At 71.7% G+C, this 25212-nt stretch carries 21 protein-coding genes and 1 pseudogene; 13 read left to right on the top strand and 9 right to left on the bottom strand.

The annotated features are described in order from the left end of the window. Nucleotides 1-99: 99 nt before the first annotated feature. Nucleotides 100-1353, bottom strand: coding sequence for an MFS transporter (locus ACIRD7_RS12145; protein WP_403453070.1), 1254 nt, complete (start codon nt 1351-1353; stop codon nt 100-102). A 202-nt stretch (nt 1354-1555) separates the two neighbouring features. Between ACIRD7_RS12145 and ACIRD7_RS12140 the strand changes: the two genes are divergently transcribed. Next, nucleotides 1556-1813, top strand: a complete 258-nt coding sequence (locus tag ACIRD7_RS12140) for a hypothetical protein (protein ID WP_403452628.1) — start codon at nt 1556-1558, stop codon at nt 1811-1813. A 7-nt stretch (nt 1814-1820) separates the two neighbouring features. Here the strand turns inward: ACIRD7_RS12140 and ACIRD7_RS12135 are convergent, their stop codons facing one another. Then, the gene (locus ACIRD7_RS12135; protein WP_403452626.1) at nt 1821-2915 is read right to left on the bottom strand and encodes a mechanosensitive ion channel family protein; all 1095 of its coding nucleotides are present in this window, start codon (nt 2913-2915) and stop codon (nt 1821-1823) included. A gap of 326 nt (nt 2916-3241) precedes the next feature. Here ACIRD7_RS12135 and ACIRD7_RS12130 point away from each other — a divergent pair, with 326 nt between their 5' ends. Further along, nucleotides 3242-3778 carry an HNH endonuclease gene (locus ACIRD7_RS12130; RefSeq protein WP_403452625.1) on the top strand — a complete coding sequence of 179 codons (537 nt, stop codon included), beginning with the start codon at nt 3242-3244 and terminating at the stop codon, nt 3776-3778. Nucleotides 3779-3947: 169 nt separating this feature from the next. On the opposite strand, the gene ACIRD7_RS12125 is transcribed toward ACIRD7_RS12130, so the two are convergent. From ACIRD7_RS12125 to ACIRD7_RS12115, 3 genes are read right to left on the bottom strand one after another with little or no spacing between them, the layout of a single operon-like run. Beyond that, the gene (locus ACIRD7_RS12125; protein WP_403452623.1) at nt 3948-5294 is read right to left on the bottom strand and encodes an FtsX-like permease family protein; all 1347 of its coding nucleotides are present in this window, start codon (nt 5292-5294) and stop codon (nt 3948-3950) included. Further along, complete coding sequence (locus tag ACIRD7_RS12120) at nt 5291-5989, bottom strand: ABC transporter ATP-binding protein (protein WP_403452622.1); 699 nt, start codon at nt 5987-5989, stop codon at nt 5291-5293. The genes ACIRD7_RS12125 and ACIRD7_RS12120 overlap by 4 nt, the downstream gene beginning before the upstream one ends. Then, nucleotides 5986-6519, bottom strand: coding sequence for a PadR family transcriptional regulator (locus ACIRD7_RS12115; protein WP_403452620.1), 534 nt, complete (start codon nt 6517-6519; stop codon nt 5986-5988). The genes ACIRD7_RS12120 and ACIRD7_RS12115 overlap by 4 nt, the downstream gene beginning before the upstream one ends. Before the next feature lie 246 nt (nt 6520-6765). Between ACIRD7_RS12115 and ACIRD7_RS12110 the strand changes: the two genes are divergently transcribed. The 3 genes from ACIRD7_RS12110 (at nt 6766) to ACIRD7_RS12100 (ending at nt 9480) form a co-directional block, all read left to right on the top strand. After that, complete coding sequence (locus tag ACIRD7_RS12110) at nt 6766-6963, top strand: hypothetical protein (protein WP_403453069.1); 198 nt, start codon at nt 6766-6768, stop codon at nt 6961-6963. Beyond that, a complete protein-coding gene (gene malQ, locus ACIRD7_RS12105; protein ID WP_403452618.1) occupies nt 6964-9090 on the top strand; it encodes a 4-alpha-glucanotransferase in 2127 nt (708 codons plus the stop codon). A 144-nt stretch (nt 9091-9234) separates the two neighbouring features. Continuing rightward, the gene (locus ACIRD7_RS12100) at nt 9235-9480 is read left to right on the top strand and encodes a hypothetical protein (protein WP_403452617.1); all 246 of its coding nucleotides are present in this window, start codon (nt 9235-9237) and stop codon (nt 9478-9480) included. A 144-nt stretch (nt 9481-9624) separates the two neighbouring features. Here the strand turns inward: ACIRD7_RS12100 and ACIRD7_RS12095 are convergent, their stop codons facing one another. After that, nucleotides 9625-10212 carry a TetR family transcriptional regulator gene (locus tag ACIRD7_RS12095; RefSeq protein ID WP_403452615.1) on the bottom strand — a complete coding sequence of 196 codons (588 nt, stop codon included), beginning with the start codon at nt 10210-10212 and terminating at the stop codon, nt 9625-9627. Nucleotides 10213-10355: 143 nt separating this feature from the next. Here ACIRD7_RS12095 and ACIRD7_RS12090 point away from each other — a divergent pair, with 143 nt between their 5' ends. Beyond that, nucleotides 10356-11858: an FAD-dependent monooxygenase gene (locus ACIRD7_RS12090; RefSeq protein ID WP_403452614.1), complete on the top strand. Its 1503-nt coding sequence runs from the start codon at nt 10356-10358 to the stop codon at nt 11856-11858. Nucleotides 11859-11971: 113 nt separating this feature from the next. Here the strand turns inward: ACIRD7_RS12090 and pepN are convergent, their stop codons facing one another. Further along, the gene (gene pepN, locus ACIRD7_RS12085) at nt 11972-14545 is read right to left on the bottom strand and encodes an aminopeptidase N (RefSeq protein WP_403452612.1); all 2574 of its coding nucleotides are present in this window, start codon (nt 14543-14545) and stop codon (nt 11972-11974) included. A 112-nt stretch (nt 14546-14657) separates the two neighbouring features. On the opposite strand from pepN, the gene ACIRD7_RS12080 reads away from it, so the two are divergent. After that, nucleotides 14658-15131, top strand: coding sequence for a DUF1203 domain-containing protein (locus tag ACIRD7_RS12080; RefSeq protein ID WP_403452610.1), 474 nt, complete (start codon nt 14658-14660; stop codon nt 15129-15131). A gap of 11 nt (nt 15132-15142) precedes the next feature. Further along, nucleotides 15143-15268: pseudogene (locus tag ACIRD7_RS12075) on the top strand (type II toxin-antitoxin system PemK/MazF family toxin); the annotation flags it as partial. A 54-nt stretch (nt 15269-15322) separates the two neighbouring features. Here ACIRD7_RS12075 and ACIRD7_RS12070 read toward each other — a convergent pair. Beyond that, entirely contained in the window at nt 15323-16339 is a 1017-nt protein-coding gene (locus ACIRD7_RS12070; protein WP_403452608.1) for an aspartate-semialdehyde dehydrogenase, read from the bottom strand. 308 nt (nt 16340-16647) lie between these two features. On the opposite strand from ACIRD7_RS12070, the gene ACIRD7_RS12065 reads away from it, so the two are divergent. Beyond that, nucleotides 16648-17175, top strand: coding sequence for an RNA polymerase sigma factor (locus ACIRD7_RS12065; protein ID WP_403453068.1), 528 nt, complete (start codon nt 16648-16650; stop codon nt 17173-17175). Nucleotide 17176: 1 nt separating this feature from the next. Beyond that, on the top strand, nt 17177-17905 hold the full coding sequence (locus tag ACIRD7_RS12060; protein WP_403452606.1) for a hypothetical protein: 729 nt from the start codon (nt 17177-17179) through the stop codon (nt 17903-17905). A gap of 62 nt (nt 17906-17967) precedes the next feature. Here ACIRD7_RS12060 and ACIRD7_RS12055 read toward each other — a convergent pair whose 3' ends face one another. Next, nucleotides 17968-21255, bottom strand: a complete 3288-nt coding sequence (locus ACIRD7_RS12055) for a S8 family serine peptidase (protein WP_403452605.1) — start codon at nt 21253-21255, stop codon at nt 17968-17970. A gap of 235 nt (nt 21256-21490) precedes the next feature. Between ACIRD7_RS12055 and ACIRD7_RS12050 the strand changes: the two genes are divergently transcribed. The 3 genes from ACIRD7_RS12050 to ACIRD7_RS12040 all read left to right on the top strand — a co-directional run bounded on the left by ACIRD7_RS12050 (nt 21491) and on the right by ACIRD7_RS12040 (nt 25211). Next, nucleotides 21491-21949 carry an NUDIX hydrolase gene (locus ACIRD7_RS12050; RefSeq protein WP_403452603.1) on the top strand — a complete coding sequence of 153 codons (459 nt, stop codon included), beginning with the start codon at nt 21491-21493 and terminating at the stop codon, nt 21947-21949. A 231-nt stretch (nt 21950-22180) separates the two neighbouring features. Further along, entirely contained in the window at nt 22181-23965 is a 1785-nt protein-coding gene (locus ACIRD7_RS12045) for a TIGR03767 family metallophosphoesterase (protein WP_403452602.1), read from the top strand. Nucleotides 23966-24065: 100 nt separating this feature from the next. Continuing rightward, nucleotides 24066-25211, top strand: a complete 1146-nt coding sequence (locus ACIRD7_RS12040; RefSeq protein WP_403452600.1) for a serine hydrolase domain-containing protein — start codon at nt 24066-24068, stop codon at nt 25209-25211. Nucleotide 25212: the final 1 nt, after the last annotated feature.

Below are 25212 nucleotides of genomic sequence, written 5' to 3'. Positions count from 1 at the left end.
CAAGGTCACTGTTAGGAAAGTTTCCTATTCGCTGCGGAGGAACGTAAGCCCGCTGGGAAGGCGGCGTCAAGAGAGGTGGTCCGGCAGGCAACCGAGTCGTTACTCGAGGGCGTCGGAGCGCCGCGCGTGCTCGTGCCGGGGGAGCAGCAGGGGCGTCGCCAGCAGCAGGACGCCGGCGAGGGTGATCGCCGTGCGCGGGCCGGTCACGCTCGCCAGCAGACCCCACAGCGCGGTCATGGCCGCGGTCGTCGTCTTCGCGGTGACCGCCCACGCCGACAGCGTCCGGGTCACCCGGTCCGCCGGGGTCCGGTCGAGGCGGTGGGTGGCGAGCACCGGGGCGAAGACGGCCGAGGAGGTGATCAGGCCGAACTCGACGGCCATGACGAGCACGAGACCGGACGTACCCGGTCCGACGAAGCCCAGGCCGACCGGCCAGCAGACCCGCAGGGCACCCGCGACGAGCAGCACCCGGTGCCGACCGAAGCGGGCCGCGAGTGGCCGGGCGGTCCGGGAGCCCAGCAGGCCGCCCAGACAGGGCACGGCGAAGGCGAGGCCGTACTGCCAGGGGGCGAAGCCGAGGTGGCCGAGCATGAGGACGGCGAGCAGGGGCGCCTGCGCCATGATCAGGGAGTTGACCATGACCGTGTTGAGGAACAGCGGGCGCAGGGTGGGGTGGGTGAGGAGATGCCGCCAGCCCGCCTTGAGGTCGCCGGCCCGCAGGCCGCCCACCCGTGAGCCGGAGGACGGCTCGGCCGGCTTCTGTTGGGCTTCCTTACCGTCGATCGCCCGGATACCCAAAGCCGACAACAGGAAGCTGACCGCGTTCGCCAGCACCGTCGCCATCGGGCCGAACACCCCGACCGCCGCCCCGCCGAGCGGCGGTCCGAGCGCCGTCGCCGTCCACATCGTGGCCTCGAAGCGGCCGTTCGCCACGAGCAGGTCCCGCGGCGGCAGCAGGGACTTCAGGTAGGCGCCGGTCGCCGCGTTGAACGTGATGTCCGCGGCTGCCACCACCACCGACACCAGCAGCAGCTGACCGAGCCCGAGCCCGCCCCACACGAACGCGACGGGGACGGTCAGCAGCGCCGCGCACCGGATCAGATCCGCCGCGATCAGCGCCGGCCGCTTCGGACGGAACTCCACCCACGCCCCGAGCGGCACCGCCAGCGCCGCCCCCACCGCGAGCCCCGAGGCCGACAGCAGCGCCACCTCGGTCGCCCCGGCGTGCAGCACGACGACCGCGATCAACGAGAACGCGTCGAAGGCCAGCCAGGTGCCGAACGCGCTGACCGCGTACGCCGCCCACAGCCACCCGAACCGCTGCCCCAGCGACCGCCCGCCCGCCCCCGCCATGACCCCGCCCGCCTCTGCTCCGCGCCTCACCGCGCGTCCGATCGCGCCACCCTGATCGGGCGCGACGGCCGCACGCCGACCCGAGCATCCAAGCCAGCCGGGAGGGGGCGGATCAAACAACCGACGCGCGGCCCCGCCACAACCGCGGGTTGTGCGCGCACGAACCAGGGACACCTCGACCGGCGGTGGCTACGCTGCGCCGATGCCGCGTGTTCGCCGCCGTTCGCTGCTCGTTCTCGCCGCCCTCGCCGTGATCCTCGCGGGCGGGACCTTCGTCCGCTGGGCGACGCGGCCCGTGCCGCACGGCGAGTGCGTGGTCGCCTACTCCCGTATCTCCGGCGACGGCAGGCCGGCGACCGGCCGTGAGCTGGACGGGCTCGTGCGGCGGGCCTACGACAAGGCGGTCGCCGAAGGGCGGTGCGAGCCGCCGTGGCCGCGGTGGCGGGGGTGGCTCGACTGAGCCCCGCCTACTTCGTCACGCTCGGCGGCGTCAGCGGGGTCGCCGCCTGGGACTGGGGCGAGGTGGTGCTGGCGTAGGCCGAGGGGGCGGCCATGCCCGCCGTCGGGTCGGCCGTGGGCTCCTCGTCGATCAGCGGCGCGGCGCGGCCGACGATCGGGATGTCCGCGGCGTCGAAGGCGCGCTTGATGCGCCAGCGCAGCTCGCGCTCCACCGTGAGCGACTTGCCCGGCATGGTCTTCGCCGAGACGCGCACGACCATCGAGTCCAGCAGGACGCTGTCCAGGCCGAGCACCTCGATCGGGCCCCACAGGAGCTCGTTCCAGGGCTCTTCCTTGCTCATCTTCTCGGCGACCTCGCCGATGGTGGCGCGGACCTTGTCCAGGTCCTCCGAGGAACGGACGGTGACGTCCACGCCGGCCGTGGACCAGCCCTGCGAGAGGTTGCCGATGCGCTTGACCTCGCCGTTGCGGACGTACCAGATCTCGCCGTTGTCGCCGCGCAGCTTCGTCACGCGCAGGCCGACCTCGATGACCTCGCCGGAGGCCACGCCCGCGTCGATCGAGTCGCCGACGCCGTACTGGTCCTCGAGGATCATGAAGACGCCGGAGAGGAAGTCGGTGACCAGGTTGCGGGCGCCGAAACCGATCGCCACGCCCGCGACACCGGCGGACGCCAGCAGCGGGGCCAGGTTGATCTCGAAGGTCGCCAGGACCATCAGCGCGGCCGTGCCCATGATCAGGAAGCTGGCCACCGAGCGCAGCACCGACCCGATGGCCTGCGAGCGCTGACGGCGGCGCTCGACATTGACCAGCAGGCCGCCCAGAGCCGTGCCGTCCACCGCCTGTGCGGTGCGGTTCATCCGGTCTATGAGCTTGGTGATCGCCCGGCGCACGGCCACTCTCAGGACCGCCGCTATCACCAGGATCAGCAGGACCCTGAGGCCGATCGCGAGCCAGGTCGACCAGTTCTGCTCGACCCAGCCGGCGGCCTGCGTCGCGCTCTCGTGGGCGTCCTGGAGCGAGGGGACCGCAGGGGTCGTCGTCTCCGAGGGAGTCGGCGACGGCGACGGACCGGCGGCCAGTAGGACGGCGGGCAGGGACACGGCAGGTACCTCCAGTGCAGCGGCCCGCCCCACCGGTAGGCGGTCAAGGTCTTCAAGGTCACGAAAAGGTCACCGGCAGGGCAGGGCCACCACACTATCGGGGCATCGTGTGCGGATCGTCGCCGTGTTCGAGGGAGGAATCGTGCCCACCTGGGGATGAACTGGTGGGATGAACCGTTCATCGCCCATGGGATGAATCAGATGTGGTCGAAAACACTCTCAGCCCGTTACCGGGACATGGTGGCGCTTTCACCAGGCATGAGGGGAGACTGACTACAGATCGTCCCGGCGCGAGCCACGCGCCGCCGACGCCCAAGGAGGCATCCGTGCCGCATGTCCTGGTCCTCAACGCGTCGTACGAGCCACTCGGCGTCGTACCGCTCCGCCGCGCGCTCGTCCTCGTCCTCGAGAACAAGGCCGTATGCCTCGAGGAGTCCGGCGCCTATCTGCACAGCGCAACCGTCACAGTCCCCGCACCCAGCGTGGTCCGGCTCAAGCGATTCGTCCGGGTTCCCTATCGGGGGCCCGTTCCTCTGACCCGCCGCGCGCTCTTCGCGCGGGACGGGGGCCGGTGCATGTACTGCGGTGGCGTCGCAACCAGCGTCGACCATGTCATTCCGCGCAGCCGCGGGGGCAAGCACGTCTGGGACAACGTGGTGGCGTCCTGCCGCCGCTGCAACCACGTGAAAGCCGACCGCCACCTCGTGGAGATCGGCTGGCGGCTGCGCCACAAACCAGCTCCGCCCACCGGCCTCGCCTGGCGCATCATCGGGACCGGCCATAGGGACCCGCGCTGGCTGCCGTACTTGCAGCCGTTCGGCGCGGACGACGCCTTGGCCCGGATCGACGGCATTTCCGCCTGACGATCCGGGCTTTCGCATACGTGGCGTACGGCGCGTGTGCCACCCGGCCCCGAGGGTCCCCCGTGCCCTCGGGGCCGGACGCCTGCCCGGGTGTGCGCCGGCAGCACGGACGCCGGATCGGGCGTGCCCCAACTCCGCTGTATGCCGGATCGGGCGTGCCGCGACAGGCTCAGGCGTACCGCAGCTCCGCGGGCCGTACCGAGCGCCGCAGCAGCGGCAGTGACGTGGCCGCGGCCAGCAGGCAGGCGGCGTACACGGCCACCGGGACCAGAACGGGCAGCAGCGGTACGGGCCCGACCGCGTCGTCGATCAGCTTGGCCCAGCCCACGTAGATCGCCGTGCCGCCGGCGCCCGCGAGCAGCACCGCCGGCGCGAGCGGCAGCGCGGTCTCCAGCAGCAGCGCCCGTCCCAGCACGTTCTGCGGCACGCCCGCCGCGGCCTGCGCGGCCAGTCCCCGGCGACGGGAGACCAGCGACTCGGCCGTGCCGACGGCCAGGGCCGACAGGGTCAGCGCGAGCGCGATCAGGATCGCGGCGCCGGTGAGGTCGAGGCCGGTGGTGTAGTACGCGTTGTTCTCGGACAGCTGGGTGGTGCCGTTCACGATGTGCAGTATCACCGCGCGGATGCCGGCGAAGGCCGTACCGACGACCGTCACGAGCAGCACCGCGGCATGGGTGCGGGCCGTCGCCCACGGGTCGTCCCGCAGGCGCTCCGCCGCGATCAGCAGCGCGGGGCGCTGGGCGCGGGCGGCGAGAGCGGTGCCCAGCCGCCGCGAGGACCAGCCCGCCAGCCAGACGGCCGCGACGCCGAGCAGCAGACTCGTGGCGAACACCGTCAGCGGGCCGAGGGCGACGCCGAGCCGGTTGCCGCGGTAGGTGTTCAGACCCACGTAGGCGGCCAGTACGACCAGGAGCACGGTCAAGGCGCCGAACACCCTGCCAGGCCCCCGCGTCGGACGCACCCGCCGTACCCAGCCCAGGGGCGAGGCCACCACGCGGCGCAGCGCCAGCGCGCTCACGGCCGCGCCCAGCGCCGGGGCGGCAACGGCGACGAGGGCGATTCCGGCCCAGGTCAGGGGCTCGGGGTGCTGCCACAGGCTCAGCAGGACGGGGACGGCGACCGCCGTGGCCAGGGCCGACCCGGCAAGGCAGGCCAGGCCCGCCTCCAACGCCGCGATCCGCCGCACCTGAGCGGGCGTGGCCCCCGCGAGCCGCAGTGCGGCAAGGCGCCGGTCGCGGTGCACGGCACCCACGCGGGCGCACTGCCCGAGGAACCCGAGCACCGGCACCAGCAGCATCAGCAGAGTGATCATCACGCCCTGGCGGTCACTGGCGTTGTCGAGGAGCCCCGAGCCGACCGACACCGAGTAACGGCCCCTGATCGAGGCGATCGTCGCGAACGCGAGCCCGATGCCGGTCGCGAGGGCCGCGCCGACCGCGGTGAGCGCGACCCGCCACCACTCGCGCCGGTCCGAGCCCCGGGTGAGCAGCCAGGCCAGCCGGAGATCGGCGCTCATACCCCCACCTCCAGCGGCGGCACGGCGCCGTCCGCCAGCCGGACCTCGCGGTCCGCGTACGCCGCCACCTGGGCGTCGTGGGTGATCAGGAGCACCGCCGTGCCCGACTCACGGGCCGTGTGCGTCAGGGACGTCATCACCTGCTCGCTCGCCAGGGAGTCCAGTGCGCCGGTCGGCTCGTCCGCGAAGACGATCTTCGGGTCGGTGGCCAGAGCCCGCGCCAGGGCCACCCGCTGGGCCTGGCCGCCGCTCATCTCGCCCGGCCGCAGCTCCCGCTGCCCGCGCACCCCGAACCGCTCCAGCCACTCGTCGGCCCGCGCCTGCGCCTCCTGCCGGCGCGCACCGGCCAGCATCAGCGGCAGCGCCACGTTGTCCAGGGCCGTCAGCTCGGGGATCAGCTGCCCGAACTGGAAGACCACCCCGAACTCCGTGCGCCGCAGCTCGCTCAGCCGCCGCTCGGGAAGCCGGTCCAGTCGCTCCCCGGCGTACGTCACCGAGCCGGCGTCCGGGCGGACGATGCCGGCCAGACAGTGCAGCAGCGTGGACTTCCCGCTGCCGCTCGCGCCGGTGACGGCGAGGATCTCGCCGGGCCGCAGCTCCACCGAGGCCCCGCGCAGGGCCTCGGTCCTGCCGTGCGCCTTGACGAGATCACGGGCCGCCAGGAGCGGCGCCGTACCTTCCCCACTGCTGTTCATGCCGAGTCGACCTCCGCGGTCAGGGTGGTGAGCCGGGCCTCCGTGGTCGTCATCCAGCGGAGGTCGGCGTCGAGATGGTTGAGGGCGTAGTCCGCCGAGAGCACCGTCGCGAGATCGGTGCCCGGCGCGGTCTTGACCGCCGTGAGCTCCCGCATGCGCTCCATGTGGGCGGCGCGCTGGGCCCGCAGATAGGCCTCGGGGTCGCCGCCCGACAGGATCGACACGACGACCTTGGCGAAGATCTCGTTCGTCACGAACGGCGCGGGCGGCGCGATCTCCCCGGCCCACCGGGCCAGTTCACGCGCCCCGTCGTCCGTCGCGCGGTACATGGTCCGCTCCGGCCCGCCGTCCGAGTCGACGCCGTCGACCTCGGCGAGCCCGTCACGGACCAGCCGCTGCAAGGTCGTGTAGGCCTGCCCGTAGGCGAGCGGACGGGCCTGCGGGAAGCGTTCGTCGTGGCGTCGCTTGAGGTCGTAGCCATGGCTCGGCCCCGTGGCGAGCAGGCCCAGCAGGATGTGGCGGGTGCTCATGCCGATCATTATGTACTGAGTACATGTACTGAGTGAATAGTGACCGGCGAATCAGTTCCCACAAAGGCGCGGTGACGGAAAAGTTGCGGAACGGAATGTGAGGACACGCACGTTGTTGCCATCCGTACGTCTGCCGACGCTCGCGCTGGGTAGGGCTGCGTTAAGCCGTGATGCCGTACTCGAAGAGGAGGCCCCGTGCCCACAGCATCGGCCCTTTCCAAACCTGAGGCGCCCATCGAGCCGGAGATGCACGCCTGCGTCTTCAGCGCCGAGGGCGCCTGTGTCGAAACCCCCCTCACCAGCGAACCTCCCCTCCCCGACGCCGAGCCCCTCACCAGTGAGCCACCGCTCGCCGACGCCGCACCGCTGACGAGTGAGGCGGCGACCTGGGACATGGGTATGGACATCGGTATGGACATGGACATGGACTCCCTGAGGCCGTAGATGACAGGACAGCGGTCGGCCGAAGCCCCTGCCGAGGACCCGGAGGGCCCCGAAGCCCTCCCCTCCCGCGACCTGTCCCGGCTCGCCGAGCTGCACGGCGTGGCCACCTCCTACCAGCCGTCCGCCGACCGCACGGTCACGGCCTCCGTGACCGCACTCACCCGCACCCTGACCGCCCTCGGCGTCGACACGAGCACGCCCGCCGCCGTCGCTGCCGCGCTCGCCGCGCGCGAGCGGGAGCTCGGCGAGCGGCTGCTGCCGCCGACGGTGGTGTGCTGGAGCGGTACCGAGCCCGAGGCGCTGGCCGCACTGCCGTCCGGCACCCGGCTGTCCGTCGAGACCGAGCAGGGCGAGACCCACGCCGCCGCCGGCCAACTGCCGCCGGGCGTCCACCGTTTGACGGTGACCACCCCCGGTGGCCGTACGGCCACCAGCCACCTGGTCGTCGCCCCGCCCCGCCTGCCCACACCCCCCGGCCGCTCCTACGGCCTGCTCGTCCAGCTCTACTCGCTGCTCTCCCGCCGCTCCTGGGGCATGGGCGACCTCGGCGACCTCGCCGAACTCGCCGGCTGGGCCGGCCGGTCGCTCGGCGCCGGATTCGTCCAGGTCAACCCGCTGCACGCGGCCGTACCCGGAACCCCGACCGACCCGTCCCCCTACCGCCCGTCGTCCCGCCGCTTCCCCGACCCCGTGCATCTGCGGGTCGAGGACGTGCCCGAATTCGCCTACGTCGAGGACCGCGAGCGCGTCCGGGAGCTGCTGGAGCGGGCCCGGCGGCTGCGCGAAGCGGTGCTGGAGAAGGGCGAGTTGATCGACCGGGACGCGGTCTGGGCGGCGAAGCGGGAGGCGCTCGAGCTGGTCCGCGAGGTGCCGCTCGGGCCGGGCCGGCGGGCCGCCTACGTCGACTTCCTCGCGCGCGAGGGGCAGGCCCTGGAGGACCACGCCACCTGGTGCGCGCTCGCCGAGGCGCACGGCTCGGACTGGCAGCGCTGGCCGGAGGGGCTACGGGATCCCCGGTCGCAAGAAACCGCCCGCGCGCGGGGCGAGTTGATGGACCGCGTCGACTTCCACTGCCGGCTCGCCTGGCTCACCGACGCCCAGCTGACCGACGCCCAGCGGGTCGCCCGGGAGGCGGGGATGCCGGTCGGGATCGTGCACGACCTCGCGGTCGGTGTGCATCCCGGGGGCGCCGACGCCTGGGCGCAGCAGGACTACTTCGCGGCCGGGATGTCGGTCGGCGCACCGCCGGACGCCTTCAACGCGCGCGGCCAGGACTGGGGGCTCCCGCCCTGGCGTCCGGACCGGCTGGCCGAGTCGGGGTACGAGCCGTACCGCCGGCTGCTGCGCGCCCTGTTCCGCTACGCCGGCGCCCTGCGCATCGACCATGTCATGGGGCTGTTCCGGCTGTGGTGGGTGCCGCAGGGGCAGCCGCCGACGGAGGGGACGTACGTCCGCTACGACGCCGAGGCCATGCTCGCGATCCTGGTCCTGGAGGCCTCCCGCACCGGGGCGGTGGTGATAGGGGAGGACCTCGGCACGGTGGAGCCGGGGGTCCGGGAGACGCTCCGCGCGCGGGGTGTGCTCGGCACCTCGGTGCTGTGGTTCGAGCGCGACTGGGACGGTGACGGCCGTCCGCTGCCGCCGGAGTCCTGGCGCGCCGACTGCCTCGCCACCGCCACCACCCACGACCTGCCGTCCACCGCGGCCCGCCTCACCGGCGAACACGTCGAACTCCGCCACGGCCTCGGCCTGTTGACCCGGCCCCTGGAGCAGGAGCGCGCCGAGGCCGCCGCGGACACGGGCGAGTGGCTGGAGCTGCTGTCCCGGCTGGGGCTGCTGCGGGGCACGCCCGGCGGACGCTGCGCCCCGGAGGAGGAGGTCGAGATCCAGGCCGTGCACCGCTTCCTGCTGCGCACCCCGGCCCGGATGATCGGCGTCTGGCTGCCGGACGGCGTGGGGGACCGGCGGCCGCAGAATCTGCCCGGCACCTGGGACCAGTATCCGAACTGGCGGCTGCCGATCGCGGACGCGCAGGGGCGGCCGGTGACGCTGGAGGAACTGGCCGGGTCGGCCCGGGTGCGGGGGTTGCTGGAGGTGCTGCGGGCGGTCGGTGGGCGACGGGGGTAGCGCGCCCTGTCGGGATGGGGCGCCTGCGTCGGGTGCCCGGTGCCCGGTGTCGGGTGCCGGGGGCCGGGGTGGCGGGAGCCGGAGGACGGCCTTACGGCACCCCCGGACGCGCGTCCCCCGGCGGCGTTCGGTACTTTTGGCCCCGTGGACAAGAAGAACGCCCTGCGCGCCGGCGCCCTGGCCGCCGGTACGACGCTGATGATGCTGCTCATGTCGTCCCCCGCGCTCGCGCTGGCGCGTGACGACGGCGACGACCCCGGGCAGGGCCTGAGCGTCATGGAGACGGTGGCCCAGTTCGTGATCGCCCCGACCGTGATCTTCGCGGTCATCGCGGGCCTCGTGATGGTCCTGGACCGCTCCTCGGACCGTCAGCCGAAGACCAAGGCCTAGGCCTAGGCCAAGGCCTGACAAATCAGGGCGTTCCCGCCCTAGTAGAGCTTTTCGTCGAGGGCGCCGACCCTGCCGTACGTATGCGTTTCTCCCGTACGTCGACCAGGCCGGCGCCCTCGACGCGTTTCCGTGGCGGGCGGCGCGTCACGCCGGGTGCGGCGCCGTCAGATACCGCTGCACCGTAGGCGCCGTCCACGCCACGATCTCCTCCGGCGCCAGCGCCACCGCGGGCGGAAACCGCAGGACGTAGCGCGTCAGCGCCAGGCCGAGCAGCTGGGACGACACCAGCGCGGCCCGCGCCGGGGCCTGCTCGGGGTCGGGGCAGACCCGCAGGGCGAGCGGCATCAGCTGGTCCGCGAAGATCCCCTGCATGCGCTCGGCCCCGGCCTGATTGGTCGCGCCGACCCGGAGCAGGGCCGTGAGCACCTCGTTCTCCTCCCACATGGCCAGGAAGTGCGTGACGAGCTTCCGGCCGGCCTCCTCCCGGGACAGCGACGCCGGGTCCGGCAGCTTCAGGTCGATGGACACGGCCGCGGCGAACAGTCCCTCCTTGTTGCCGTAATAGCGCATCACCATCGACGGGTCGATGTTCGCGTGCTTGGCGATCGCGCGGATGGTGGCGCGCTCGTACCCGTCGGCCGCGAAGCGCTCGCGGGCCGCGTCGAGGATCGCCGTGCGGGTCGCGTCGGAGCGGCGGGGTGGGGCGGGGGGTCGGGGGCTGCTCTGGGTCATGCCAACAAGCGTAGGTCAACGCTCGTGGGTCAACAACCGTAGGCCAACAACTGTTGACACCTCAGTCCGGTCTCTCCTATTGTTGCCAACAAGCGTTGGTCAACAGATGTTGGCAAACGAACGTTGGCACCCAGGAGGCCACCATGAACGCCACCGGCACCGAAAACTCCGGCACCACCGGCACCACCGGCCCCCACCCCGTGACCATCGTCGGCTCCGGCCCCACCGGTCTCCTCCTGGCCGGTGACCTCGCCGCCGCCGGCGTCCCCGTCACCGTCGTCGAGAGGCGCCCCCACAAGATCAGCAACCTCTCCCGTGCCTTCGGTGTGCACGCCCGCACCCTGGAGCAGCTCGACGCCCGCGCCCTGGCCGACGAGCTGATCGCCACCGGCAGCACCATCACCCGGTTGCGCCTGTTCCGCCGGCTCTCGCTCGACCTCGGCACGCTGCCGTCCCGCTTCCCGTTCCTCCTCATCACCCCGCAGTACGAGGTCGAGCGGCTGCTGGAGCGGCGGGCGCGCGAGCTGGGTGTGGAGTTCCGGCACGAGAGCGAGGTCGTGGGGCTGCGGCAGGACGACGCCGGGGTCGACCTCGACGTACGCGGTCCGGACGGGGCGGTCGTCACCCACCGCTCGGCCTACGTCGTCGGCACCGACGGCCACCGCAGCGCCGTACGCGAGGCGCTCGGCCTGCCCTTCCCCGGCGTCTCCGTCATCAAGTCCCTGTTCCTGGCGGACGTCCGGCTCGCCGAGCGGCCCGAGAGTGTGCTCACCGTCAACGGCGCGGGCGACTCCTTCGCGATGATCGCCTCCTTCGGCGACGGCTGGTACCGGGTCATGGGCTGGAACCGGCACCACGAGGTCTCCGACGACACCCCGCTCGACCTCGACGAGGTCAAGGAGGTCACCCGGCGTGCCCTCGGCACCGACTACGGCATGCACGACGCCCGCTGGCTCTCCCGCTTCCACAGCGACGAGCGGCAGGTGCCGCACTACCGGGTCGGCCGGGTCTTCCTGGCCGGCGACGCCGCGCACATCCACTCGCCGGCCGGCGGCCAGGGCATGAACACCGGCCTCCAGGACGCCGCCAACCTCGGCTGGAAGCTCGCCGCCGTCCTTCAGGGCCGTGCCCCCGAGCCCCTCCTCGACACCTACCAGGCCGAGCGCCACCCGGTCGGCAAGGCGGTGCTGCGCAGCAGCGGCGGGCTGGTCCGCCTCGCCCGCGCGCAGAACCCGGCACTGCGGGCCGTGCGCGCCCTGGTCTCCGCCTTCGCCAACGCGGCCCGCCCCGTCCGCACCAAGGCCCTGGCCCAGATCTCGGGCATCGGCTACCGGTATCCGGCCCCGCGCGGCTCCCACCGCCTCGTCGGCACCCGCGTCCCGGACGTGACCCTGGAGAGCGGGCGCCGCCTGTACGAGGCGCTGCGCGGCGGACGGTTCGTCCTGATCGCCCCGAGGGGAGTGCGCTACGACGATCAGGGCGCCCGCGAGGACCTGCCGGCCGTGGAGCGCTGGGCGAGCGAGCGCCGTACGGCCGTGCTCGTGCGGCCCGACGGATACGTGGCCTGGGCCGCGGACGACGCGGACACCGCGGCGATCAAGAGCGGACTGACCGGACTGACCGGACTGACCGGGCTGACGGGCTGACCTTTCAGTTCTCCTGAGGAGAACGCTCGAAAAGGCGTCGCGTACGCACAGGGGCGCCCGGTGCCGTGAGCACCGGGCGCCCCTGCCGACGTGTCGGCGTCAGCGACGCGTTGTCACTCGGCGGCGGCGTCCGCCTCCTGAGCCCTCAGCGCGCGCTCCACGCCCGCGCGGGACTCCGAGACGAGGCGGCGCAGGGCCGCGTTCGGCTCCGCCGACGACAGCCAGGCGTCCGTCTTGCGCAGGGTCTCCTCGGAGATCTGGAGCGCCGGGTACAGGCCGATCGCGATCTGCTGGGCGATCTCGTGGGAGCGGGAGTCCCAGACGTCCTTGACCACGTCGAAGAACTTGTCGGTGTACGGGGCGAGCAGCTCGCGCTGGTCGGTCTGGACGAAGCCGGCGATCACCGCTTCCTGCACGGCGTTCGGCAGCTTGTCGGAGTCGATGACCGACGCCCAGGCCTCGGCCTTGGCCTCGGCGGTCGGGCGGGCCGCACGGGCCGTGGCCGCGTGCCGCTCACCGGCCGCCGTCCTGTCCCGCTCGTACTCGCCCGCGATCTCCGACTCGTCGAAGCGGCCCACCGCCGCGAGGCGCTGCACGAACGCCCAGCGCAGCTCGGTGTCGACGGCCAGGCCCTCGATCGACTGCGAGCCGTCCAGCAGCCCCTCCAGCAGGTCCAGCTGCTCCGGCGTACGGGCCGTCGCAGCGAACGCCCGCGCCCACGCCAGCTGGTGGTCGCCGCCCGGCTCGGCCGCGCGCAGATGGGCCAGCGTGGCGTCCGTCCAGCGGGTCAGCAGGGTCTCGCGGGCGGCCGGGGCGGCGTACAGCTCGACCGCCAGCTTCACCTGGCGCTGCAGCGACTGCACGACGCCGATGTCGGACTCCTTGCCGATGCCCGACAGCACCAGCGAGAGGTAGTCGCGTGTGGCGAGTTCGGCGTCACGGGTCATGTCCCAGGAGGACGCCCAGGACAGGGCCCGCGGGAGGGACTCGTCGAAGTCACCGAGGTGCTCGGTGACGAAGGCCAGGGACGCCTCGTCCATGCGGACCTTCGCGTACGACAGGTCGTCGTCGTTCAGCAGGATGACGTCCGGACGGCGCTTGCCCACGAGCTGGGCCACGGCGGTCAGTTCACCGTCCACGTCCAGCTCGATGCGCTCGTCGCGCACCAGCTTCCCGGAGGCGCCGTCGAGGTTGTACAGACCGACGGCGATGCGGTGCGGACGCAGCGTCGGCTCGCCCTTCGCGCCGGCCGGCAGCGCCGGGGCCTCCTGGCGGATCGCGAAGGACGTGATCACACCGTCGGCGTCCGTCTCGATCTCGGGCCGCAGGATGTTGATGCCGGCCGTCTCCAGCCACGCCTTCGACCAGGTCTTCAGGTCGCGGCCGGAGGTCTCCTCCAGCGCGCCCAGCAGGTCGCTCAGCCGCGTGTTGCCGAACGCGTGCCGCTTGAAGTACGCCTGGACGCCCTGGAAGAACTCGTCCTGGCCGACGTACGACACGAGCTGCTTGAGGACGGAGGCGCCCTTGGCGTACGTGATGCCGTCGAAGTTGACGAGGACGTCGTCCAGGTCGCGGATCTCCGCCATGATCGGGTGCGTGGAGGGCAGCTGGTCCTGCCGGTACGCCCACGTCTTCATCTGGTTGGCGAACGTCGTCCACGCGTGCGGCCAGCGCGTCCCCGGGGCGTGCGCCTGGCAGGCGATGGAGGTGTAGGTGGCGAACGACTCGTTCAGCCACAGGTCGTTCCACCACTCCATGGTGACCAGGTCGCCGAACCACATGTGGGCCAGCTCGTGCAGGATGGTCTCGGCCCGGCCCAGGTACGCCGCGTCCGTCACCTTCGAGCGGAACACGTACTGGTCGCGGATGGTCACCGCGCCCGCGTTCTCCATCGCGCCCGCGTTGAACTCCGGCACGAAAAGCTGGTCGTACTTCTTGAACGGGTACGCGTAGTCGAACTTCTCCTGGAACCAGTCGAAGCCCTGCCGGGTGACCTCGAAGATGGCGTCCGAGTCCAGGAACTCGGCGAGCGACGGGCGGCAGTAGATGCCCAGCGGCACGCTCTGGCCGTCCTTCTCGTACACGCTGTGCACGGAGTGGTACGGGCCGACGATGAGCGCGGTGATGTACGTCGAGATGCGCGGCGTCGGCTCGAAGGACCAGACGTTGTCCTGGGGCTCCGGGGTGGGCGAGTTGGAGATGACCGTCCAGCCCTCCGGCGCCTTCACGGTGAACTGGAAGGTGGCCTTCAGGTCGGGCTGCTCGAACGACGCGAAGACGCGGCGGGCGTCGGGCACCTCGAACTGGGTGTACAGATACGCCTGCTGGTCGACGGGGTCGACGAAGCGGTGCAGGCCCTCGCCGGTGTTGGTGTACGCGCAGTCCGCGACGACCCGCAGGACGTTGCGGCCCTCCAGCAGGCCCGGAAGCGCGATCCGGGAGTCCTTGAAGACCTCGCCCGCGTCGAGCGGGTCGCCGTTGAGGGTCACCTCGTGCACGGTCGGTGCCACGAGGTCGATGAAGGAGTCGGCGCCGTTCTCCGCGACGTCGAAGCGCACCGTGGTCACGGACCGGTAGGTGCCGCCCTCCTGCGCGCCGGAGAGGTCGAGATCGATCTCGTACGAGTCAACGGTGAGCAGCTTCGCCCGCTGCTGCGCCTCTTCGCGAGTCAGGTTTGTGCCAGGCACGCGGTCATCTCCTCGATATGTGTGGGTTCGGTCATCCTTCCATGGGAGCCGCGCGGAACGCGATGTCCGTTTGCCGCCGGTGGGCGGGGCGTGCGCGCGTGAGGCTGGGTGCATGACGAACTTTTCCGCACGCGCCATCGATCCGACGGCCCTCAAGGAGTTGCGCTCCATCGACGACTCGGGGCGCCGCACGGTTCCCGTGACGGACGTGGAGGGCGGGGCGCCGCTGCGCTGCTGTCTGCGCCGCAGTGCTTCAGGAGAGCGGATCGCTCTCGTCTCGTACGCCCCGCTGCGGCGGTGGGCGGCCGGGCGCGGGGTCGATCCGGGGGCGTACGACGAGCAGGGGCCGGTGTTCGTGCACGCCGAGGAGTGCGGGGGGCCGGACGGGGGTGCGGTGCCCTTCGCCCAGGCGCATCGGACTCTTCGCCGCTACTCGGGGGAGGGGCGGATTCTGGGGGGACGGCTCGTGGAGCCGGGGGGATTCGAAGAGGGCTTCGCGGAGGCGTTCGCCGATCCGGCGGTGGCGGTGGTGCATGTGCGGGCTGTGGAGTACGGATGCTTCCTCTATGAGGTACGCAAGGAGTAGCTCCCAAGGACTCCAAGGTGCAGTGCGAGCAGGTGCGCGCCGTCCCGCCGGAACGTCTGCTGCAGCGGGTCGGTGCGGTCCCACGCCAGCGCATGGCTGATATCGACGTGGCGATCAGGCGGCATCTGGCGCTGTGAACGCGAAGGGCGCCCACCACACGTGTGGGCGCCCTGCCGACGTAAGCCCGGGTGTCAGCCCTTCAACTCCGCCGCCACCAGCTCCGCGATCTGCACCGCGTTCAGCGCGGCGCCCTTGCGGAGGTTGTCGTTGGAGACGAACAGGGCCAGGCCGTGCTCGACCGTCTCGTCCTGGCGGATGCGGCCCACGAAGGACGGGTCCTGACCGGCCGCCTGGAGCGGGGTCGGGACGTCGGTGAGGGCCACGCCGGGGGCGCCGGCGAGCAGCTCCTTGGCGCGCTCCACGCTGATCGGGCGGGCGAAGCGGGCGTTGACCTGGAGGGAGTGGCCGGAGAAGACCGGGACACGGACGCAGGTGCCGGAGACCTTCAGCTCGGGGATCTCCAGGATCTTGCGGGACTCGTGGCGGAGCTTCTGCTCCTCGTCGGTCTCGTGCAGGCCGTCGTCGACGATGGAGCCGGCCATCGGAAGGACGTTGTACGCGATCGGCGCGACGTACTTGTGCGGCTCGGGGAACTCCGCCGCCGAGCCGTCGTGGGTCAGCTTCGGCGCGTCCTCGCCGACCTTCTTGACCTGCTCGAACAGCTCGTCCACGCCCGCGAGACCCGAGCCCGACACCGCCTGGTAGGTGGCGACGACCAGCGCCTCGAGGCCCGCCTCGGCGTGCAGCGGCCGCAGCACCGGCATCGCGGCCATCGTGGTGCAGTTCGGGTTGGCGATGATGCCCTTGGGGCGGTCGGCGATGGCGTGCGGGTTCACCTCGGAGACGACCAGCGGCACCTCGGGGTCGCGGCGCCAGGCCGAGGAGTTGTCGATCACCACGGGGCCCTGGGCGGCGACCTTCGGGGCCAGCGCCTTCGACGTCGCGCCGCCCGCCGAGAACAGGACGATGTCCAGACCGGAGTAGTCGGCCGTCGCCGCGTCCTCCACGGTCACACCGTCCAGGACCGAACCCGCCGAGCGGGCCGAGGCGAACAGACGCAGCTCGGTGACCGGGAAGTCTCGCTCCTTGAGGATCCTGAGCATGACCGTGCCGACCTGACCGGTGGCTCCGACGATTCCGATCCTCACGGCGACTCCTTCTAGGCGTTCTTGCATGTCTGCGGCCTTTCCATCATGCGGCCGACCCAGGTCCGCCTGTCCAATTCTTTGCGCTTCATACCCACCGAAAGGGGCACCCCGACCGGCCGGACGGTTCCGGAAATCCCGTCCGCACCCGTGCTGAGCTGCATAAATTCGCCCTCAGAGGCCCTCCTGCCGCAAGCTGTGCTGCGCTCGCGCGGCGGTGTGACGTACACCTCGCACAAACTCCCGCCGCCCGGGCCGAACGTTTCCGTGCGCCGCGGCGTCGTAGAGGAAACGCGGTGAGGGGGTGGCTTGTGCTGCGCAGAAAGGCCCGCCGTGCCCAGGAGGACGATCAGACCGATCCCCTGGACGCGGCCCAGGAGCGTCGGGTGCGGGCGGTGCTCGCGCTGGGCGGGGTGCCGCAGGCGGACCTGCTGGACGGGGTACAGCAGGTCCGCCTGCGGCTGCTGGAGCGGGCCGCGAGCGGCCGTGAGGCGCCGCGGGACGTCTCGGCGTGGGCGGCGGTCGTCGCCTCCAACCTCGCCATGGACTGGCACCGCGCCAAGAAGCGCCAGGAACGGCTCGGCGAGCGGCTCGCCTCCCTGCGCCAGCCGGCGCACCCCTCCGGCGAGGACACCAGCCTGCTCTCCCTCGCCGTCGCCCAGGGCCTGGACGAGCTGCCCGACGCCCAGCGTCAGGTCCTCGTCCTGCGCTTCTTCGCCGATCTGCCGGTGCGCGGCATCGCCGAGGAGCTCGGCATCCCCGAGGGCACGGTCAAGAGCAGGCTGCACACGGCGGTACGGGCCCTGCGCGCCCGCCTGCACGAGGACGAGGTGGTGTGACGTGACCGCCGAGAACCAGGGCCGCGGCGCCGACGCGCTGATGGCCGCGATCACCGGTGAACCGCTGTCCGACGAGGACCGGACGGACGCCGCCTTCATGGCCGAGCACAGGTCCGCCGCGGCCGACGTGGCGCTGCTGCGCGAGCAGCTCGGCCTCATCGGGCACGCGCTCACCGAGCCACCGCCACCGGCCCCGGAGCCGAAGCCCGCTCCCGTACGACAGCCCTCCCACCTCCGGCGCCGCCTCTTCTCCGTCGCCTTCGGCGGCCTCGCCGTGGCCGCGGCCGGGTCCGTGCTGGTCGGCATGGGCTGGCTGCTGACACGGGCCGGCGGCGCCGGCGACGATGCCGGGGCCGACAGCGCGTCGGACAAGTCCGCCAGCACGCAGGCGTCCGGCGGCGTCGACTTCGGCAGCCCCCGCTACCTCGCCTGCTCCCGCCTGGTCGCCGAGGGCACCGCCACCGCGGTGGAACGGCTCCCCGGCACCACGTCCCTGCGCGTGACCCTGCACATGACGCGCTACTACAAGCCGGACAGGGGCGAGAAGGACCTGACCTTCGAGGTCGACGAGAGCGTCGTCCCGGGCGTCCGCAAGGGCGACCCGGTGCTCATCGGCATCCCGCGGGGCGAGCGCGAGCCCGACTTCTGGGCGGTCGGCGAGCAGGACATCGCCCCCGAACGCGCCTGGATCACCGCGTCACTGCCCGACGCACGGGAGGCCGGCTGCTGAACGACAAGGGGCGGGCGCCCGCACGGACGCCCGCCCCACTGCCGTACCCCTGGCACCCCTGACTACGGAGTGACCTTCTCGATCCTCACGTTGCCCAGGCCCGCGGCCGTGCCGCGCGCGTTGAGCAGCTGGACCTGGCCGAAGAACTCACGGCCCTCCGGCGCGGCCGCCGCGGCGGTGACGCTGCCGGACACCGTGGCCGAGTCCCCGGTGCCGAGCTTCACCGGCGCCGACTCGTCGACGGAGACGGTGCCGAGCGCGGCGGAGAAGAACACGTCCAGGTAGTCGTAGGCCGTCGAGCCGCTCGGCACGGCGTAGCCGATCACCTCGATGCTGTACTTCCCGGCGGCCGGGTTCGCCACCGAGACCGACTCCTCCGAGTCACCGTCGGCCGAGCTGCCGACCTCGGTGCCGGCCGCGTCGTAGACGACCAGGTCGAGGTCCGCGGCCGCGTCGGAGACGTTGCCGATGGAGACGTCGAGCGAGGTCGCGCCCGCGGGCACGTCGACCGTGGTGGTCTGCGTGTCGCCCTCGGCGATCGTCGGACGCGCCGTCTTCGACGAGCCGAGCGGACCGCCGGCCAGCTTGCCGTCGATGGCGGCGTAGTTGTTGGTCACCTTCCAGGAGACGGCGGTCGGCGTGCCGACCTTGGCCTCGGGGACGGTCACGGTCTCCGGGTCGAAGGCCGCGCCGAGGACGGTGACGTCCAGCTTGTACGGGTTGTCGAGCAGCGGCGAGGTACGGCGCGACTCGACCTCGATCTCCCAGACGCCCGGCTGCGGGTCGGCGTAGGAACGCACGTCCGGCTTGCAGCCGTTGCCGCCGAGGTAGTTGTTGTAGCAGTTCGGGGTGCCGGTCGGGTCGGACGGGACGCCGTACGGGTGGATCGCGATGAACCGCGTCTGGCTCTTGTCCTTCAGCCCGCCGATCGCGACCTCCAGCGACTTCGCGCCCTCGGGGACGGTCACGAAGTACGACTTGCTGCTGTTGCGCTGGACCGAACCGGACGCCGAGTAGCTGTACTTCAGCGGCTCCGAGACCACGACCGTGTTGAGGACCTGCTTGTCGATGCCCTCGGTGCGCGGGTCGTCGACCTCCAGGATCGCGCTCTTGATGCCGGCCGAGGACGGCTTCGCGGCGACCTGGACGGTGACCGGCTTGTTCAGGCCGAGGCTGATCTCGTCGGAGCCGACGATCCGGAAGGTGTCACCGGCGTTGTTCTCGAAGTGCAGCTCGTGCCGGATCGCCCTGTCCGCGCCGGACGTACGGGTGATCGTGACGTCGTACGTCTTCTTCTGCCCGGCCTTCAGGCCGCCCTCGCGGTCGTAGACGCCCGTGCCGAAGCCCGGCGTCTTCAGGAACTGGTCGATCGCGGTGTCGACCGGCGCCTTGACCGTGTACTCGTGGGCGGTGGCGCCGTCGCGGATCGAGTCCCAGGCGTCCTCGATGTTGATGAGGCCGGCCCCCTCCTCGTACGCCTGGACACCCTTGATGTGGTCGGCGGTCGAGGTCAGCGCGGTGCGCAGCTTCGCCGGGGTGAGGGCGATGCCCTTCTGCTTGGCGGCCGACAGGAGCAGCGCCGAGGCGCCCGCCGCCTGCGGGGACGCCATCGAGGTGCCCTGGAGCATGCCGTAGCCGGCCGGGAGGGTGTAGCCCGCCTCGGCGACCGGCGCGCCCGGCAGCCAGGTCTGGATGGTGTTGATCGAGGCGCCCGGCGCGGACAGCGTCGGGGTGAAGCCGCCGTCCTCACGCGGACCGCGCGAGGAGAACGGCATCATCGCGTAGGGCTTGGACACGACCGAGCCGTAGTTGGCGGCCCAGGTCTCCTTGGAGATGGTCGCGCCGACCGAGATGACCTTGCTCGCCAGGCCGGGGTCGCCGATGGTGTTGGCACCGGGGCCGGAGTTGCCGGCGGAGATGACGAGCTGCACGCCGTAGGTGTCGATCAGGCGCGTGTACAGCTCGGCGCGGGCGTTGTTGCCGTCGTTCAGCGCCGGCAGACCGCCGATCGACATGTTGACGATGTCGACGCCGCGGTTGACGACGAGGTCGATCATGCCCTCGGTGAGCGCGACGTTGGTGCAGCCGCCGGTCCAGGTGCAGGCACGGGACGCCACGAGCTTCGCGCCCGGTGCCGCGCCGTTCATCTTGCCGCCGAACAGGCCGTTCGCGGCGGTGATGCCGGCGACGTGGGTGCCGTGCTCGGACTCGATGACGCCGATGTTGACGAAGTCGCGCTTCTGGCCGACCCAGTCCCCGCCCAGGGGGTCCATCGGCACGTCCTTGCGGATCTGCACGACGAACGGCTGCCGCTCGGCCACGTCGGTGGCCGGGTTGTCGGTGCCGAAGTACCCGATCTGGTAGCCGTCCTTGTACGGCTTCATCGGGGTGTCGTCACCGAAGTCGAAGTTGTTGTTGAGGTCGACCCGGACGGTGCCGTTCGCGGCGTCGTACAGGACGCCCCAGGAGTCGGTCTTGTCGCCGTCGCGGTTGGCGTCGCCCGCCGCGTCGCCCCCCGTGGTGTACGACTCGAGGAAGGTGCTCACCTGGTAGGAGCCGGCGGGTGCGGTCCAGGTCTTGCCGCCGTAGGTGAACGTGGGCCCGGAGACGGAGGTCACCATCGGGCGCCAAGTGCGGTCGCTGTCGAGCAGGGGGTCGGTGGCGGTGACCCAGTCGACGATCTTGCGCTCGCCCGTGGTGGTCTTCTGCAGCGCCGGGTGGGCGAGGTCGATGCCGGAGTCGAGGATGCCGATGGTGATGCCGCGGCCGTCCGCCTTCGGGTTGTCCTCGACGAAGTCGACGGCGCCCGTCTCGAAGGACGGGTTGTACGGGTTCTCGGCCGGGGTGCCCTTGCCGGGAGCCGGATACGTGGTCGCGGCGGCCGTCGACTTCTTGGTGTCGACGGCGGGGTCGTCCAGGGGTATCTCCTCGCGCAGGTCGATGCCGTGCACCGAGGAGAGCTTCGCCGCGGCGGCGATGGCCTTGTCGGCCTTGCCGGTGGGGACGGTCGCCCGGACGTAGCCGAGCTTGTCGTAGGTGCGGCCCACAGAGCCGACCGCGTCCAGCTGCTCGGCGACCTGCTCGGTCTGCCCGGGCGCCGTCGCGATCATCATCGTGACGTTCTTCGCGTCGTCGGCCTTGGCCTCGGCGAGCAGACCGGCGTCGTCCGAACCGAGCTTGTCATGGGCGGACTTGACGCTCGGGTCCGTCGCGGTGGGCGCGGGGTCGGCGGCGACGGCCATGGGTATCGGCCCGGCCGCGGACAGCGCGGCGACGAGCCCGGCCGCCACGGCTATGCGGGCCGCGCGTCTGACGCCCGGCTTCGGATCGCGCTGGGGGGTGTTGATCATCGGCATCCCTTGGAGGTAAAGGAGCATCGGTCGTCCGGAATGCGATCCCGGACGACCGCACAGCTTTATGCAAGGGAAGGATGTTTGGGAAGAGTTGACCGAATCGAAATGGACGGATGGGGAAAACCCGCTGTTCATTTGGAGTGAGAGGGGGCGAGAAGTAGTGAAAGGGGTAAGTCGCCCGCAAGCCGAATAATCGCCTGCCGATTCGGCCCCGGCGTTCTAATGTCCGTACGTGCGGAAGAAGTTGAGGGTGGCGGCCTACGCCATATGCGTGCGTGACGGACAACTCCTCCTCGCCCGTTCCCCGGCGCCCGGCGGCGGCTTCGAGTGGGTGCTGCCGGGCGGCGGCATGGAGCACGGTGAGGATCCCTACGACACGGTCGTGCGGGAGGTGGAGGAGGAGACCGGGTACCTCGCCGAGCCCACCGGCCTGCTCGGCGTGGACTCCTCCCGCCACGTCTTCCCGGCCCGCTTCGGCCGGAGCGTCGACCACCACGGCGTACGGCTCGTCTACGAGGCCCGGATCACCGGAGGCGAACTGCGCTACGAGGCGAACGGCTCCACCGACATGGCGGCCTGGCACCCCCTGGACGACGTACCGGACCTGACCCGGGTGTCGATGGTCGACAAGGGCCTGTCCCTGTGGCGCGAGCGGCCGGCGGCGGGGCGGACCCGGATCGCCGGGAAGTAGCCCTCCTACCCCGGAAAGTGAACGCTGAGTGACCGTGTCCCGGCCGTTCGAGGAGCGGCCGTGGACGCGGAAGGTAGCCCAAGATCGACGTACGGTGATCGGCGCTGCCCGTTGCCGTCATGTTCATGCACAGGTCATTCCCGGTGCCAACGATCCACAGTGAACGGGCCGTTCGCGACAGCGACCGACCGTGACCACTGCCGACGCGTTCGCACTCGGGGAGATCGCGCCATGTCGCGCATACGCTCTGTCGCCAGCTCCGCGCTGGGGGTCCACCGCCGAACCCTGCTCGCCGCCACCGGAGCCGTGTCCCTCTCCGCGGGCGTCGGCTACGCCCTGCGGCCCACGGACAGCGAGGCCGCCACCACCACCGACGCCGCCGCGAACACACCCGGCGCCGACACCGCCGCCGAGGCCCCGGTCGGTGCCTCCCGCCGGGTGCCGGTCGCGCTCGCCCCGTACACCCGGGGCACCACCCTCGCGAGCGTCGCCACCGCACAGGGCACCTCCGGCTACCGCCGGCTCGGCGACGGCCCCGGCTGGAAGCGGGTCGTCCGGGAGAACCTGGCCGCCGCCAAGTCGGGGCGCGAGACCCGGCGCACGGCGCTCGCCGCCTTCGTACAGCTCACCGATCTGCACCTCATCGACGCCCAGCACCCGCTCCGGCTGGAGTACCTGCGCTCGGCGGACGTGCACGCCTGGCGCCCGCACGAGGCGCTGACCGTGCCCGGCGCCGTCGCGCTCGTCGAGCGGATCAACGCGCTGCGGGGCGCCCCCGTCACCGGCGCCCCGCTCCACTTCGCCATGACCACCGGCGACAACACGGACAACAACTGCAAGTCCGAGCTGGAGTGGTTCCTGACGGTGATGAGCGGTGGCCGCGTCACCCCGAACACCGGTGACCCGCGGCACTACGAGGGAGTCCAGAGCAGCGGCCTGAAGCAGTACTGGCAGGCCGACGACACCGTCCGCGACGCCGACAAGCAGCTCGGCTTCCCGTACATCGAGGGCTATCTGGCCGCCGCGATCCGCGAGCTGCGCAGCCCCGGCCTGAACATCCCCTGGTACTCGACGGTCGGCAACCACGACGCGATGCCGCTGGGCACCTACGCCTCGCACAGCGACTCCTACCTCACCGACCTGGCCGTCGGCGGCAAGAAGCTGATGAGCGTCTCCGCCGCGGACGCCAAGAAGCTCCAGGACTCCCTCAAGCAGGACAAGGACCCGAGGGGCACCGTCTTCAAGGACTTCCTCAAGGCCCACGCCCGCTCGATGCGCTCGGTCACGCCGGACGAGAGCCGCGCCCCGTTCACGCCGAAGGAGTACATCCGCGCCCACCTGGACCCGGCGGTGCGCGGCCACGGTCCGGTCGGCCACGGCTACTCGACGGCCAACCTGGACGCGGGCACCCAGTACTACAGCTTCCGGATCGCCGACGACGTCATCGGGATCAGCCTGGACACCACCGACCCGGGCGGGCACTACGAAGGGTCCATCGGGGCGGCCCAGTTCAAGTGGCTGGACCGGACGCTGCGGGACAACAAGGACTCGTACGCGATCGTCTTCAGCCATCACACCAGCGAGACGATGGACAACATGCGCCGCGACCCGGCCCGCCCGAACGAGCGGCGCGTGGGCGGCGCCGAGCTGCTCCAGCTGCTCGGCAGCCACCGCAACGTCCTGGCCTGGGTGAACGGCCACATCCACAAGAACGTGATCACCCCGCACTCCGGTACCGGTGGCCGCGCGTTCTGGGAGATCTCCACCGCCTCGCACGTCGACTTCCCCCAGCTCGCCCGGATCATCGAGGTGGTGGACAACAAGGACGGCACGCTCTCCCTGTTCACCACGCTGATCGAGTCCTCGGCCCCGCACCGCACCAGCTTCACCGACCTCTCCCAGACGGGCCTGGCCGCCCTCTACCGGGAGCTGTCCCTGAACGCCCCCGGCGCCGGCACGAAGCTCGGCGGCGACCGCAAGGACCGCAACACGGAGCTGGTGCTGAAGAAGGGCTGAAACAGGCTCAACTGCCCCATCCCGCTTCAACCCTGGTGGCGGACGCCCGGTCTCTCCCCCCGACCACGCTCGATCAGAGCGCGCAGACAGGGGGAGAGACATGAGCGTACGTACGACCCGCACGGCCCTCGTGGCCACGACGGCGGTGGCGCTGTCGGTGGCCCTCGCGGCCCCCGCGCTGGCGGCGGCACCCGCCGGCACCGGCCACGAGGCGACCCGCAAGGCCGTCAAGGCCGCCGTGCGGGAGGGCGTCCCCGGAGTGACGGTGACCGCGAAGGACGGCCACGGCACCTGGTCGGCCACGGCCGGCGTCGGCAACCTCAAGACGGGCGAGCCGCGTTCGGCCGACGACCGCTACCGGGTGGGCAGCATCACCAAGACCTTCGTCGCCACCGTGCTGCTCCAGCTGGAGGCGGAGGGCAGGCTGTCGCTGGACGACACCGTGGAGCGGTGGCTGCCGGGCCTGGTGCGGGGCAACGGCCACGACGGCGGCCGCATCACCCTCCGCCGGCTCCTCAACCACACCAGCGGCATCTTCAACTACACCGCCGACGAGGACTTCGGCCGCACGTACTTCCTCAAGGACGGCTTCTTCGAGCACCGCTACGACACCAAGAAGCCCGCGGAACTGGTCGCCCTCGCCATGACCCACAAGCCGGACTTCGAGCCGGGCACGTCCTGGAACTACTCCAACACCAACTACGTCCTGGCGGGCATGGTGATCGAGAAGGCCACCGGCCGTCCCTACGGCGCCGAGGTCCGCGACCGGATCATCGAGCCCCTCCACCTGACCGGCACGTCCGTCCCGGGCACGCGCGTGACGGTGCCGGGGCCGAGCAGCCGGGCCTACTCCAAGCTGGCCGAGACGGCGACGGGACCGACGTACGACGTCACGAGGATCAATCCGTCCATCGCCTACGCGGCCGGCGAGATGATCTCCGACTCCAAGGACCTGGGCCGCTTCTACAGCGCCCTGTTGCGCGGCCGGCTCCTTCCGCGTGAGCAGCTGGCCGAGATGACCGACACCGTCCCCCTGGACGAGGCCAACTCCTACGGGCTCGGTCTGATGAAGACGGAGCTGAGCTGCGGGGTCGCCGTCTGGGGTCATGGCGGCGGCATCCACGGCTCGACGTCCGAGGCGGTCACGACGAAGGACGGCCGCCACTCCCTCGCCTTCAACTTCAACGGCGACTGGTCCGGGGACACCGCGGCGGTGGTCGAGGCCGAGTTCTGCGGGAAGCGGTAGA

Origin of the sequence: Streptomyces sp. NPDC093568 (genome assembly GCF_044764945.1) — a bacterium.
GTDB lineage: Bacteria > Actinomycetota > Actinomycetes > Streptomycetales > Streptomycetaceae > Streptomyces.
The sequence above is the reverse complement of the archived record's forward strand: the minus strand, read 5'-3'. Positions and strand labels throughout refer to the sequence as shown.